Here is a 275-nt window from a genome sequence, read left to right as displayed (position 1 = left end):
ATCCGTAACCGCCAATTCGACACGCTTCGAGGGATCGCCGCTTGCTCGGTGCTCCTCTATCACGTGCTCGCCACCAATTGGCCGGCGTTGCAGAACGGCATTCTCCTTCTGAAGCCCGCGGGGAACCCGATCGAGGACATCCTGCTGTTCTCCCCGGCGCACTTCATCTGGCTCGGGCTGGAGGCCGTCTGGCTCTTCTTCGTCCTGTCGGGGTTCGTCCTCACGAAGATGGCGTCGCGGCCCGGCTTCTCCTGGTTCGGCTACTACCCGAGCCG

Annotated in this window: 1 protein-coding gene; it reads left to right on the top strand. The window is 63.6% G+C overall.

The annotated features are described in order from the left end of the window. Positions 1-275: acyltransferase family protein (locus tag AC1RPY_RS07865; RefSeq protein ID WP_481763129.1), on the top strand; the 275-nt coding region annotated here is incomplete at both ends.

It is taken from the genome of Dellaglioa sp. CoH-56-MRSF-12 (genome assembly GCF_056782075.1).
The sequence above is the reverse complement of the archived record's forward strand: the minus strand, read 5'-3'. Positions and strand labels throughout refer to the sequence as shown.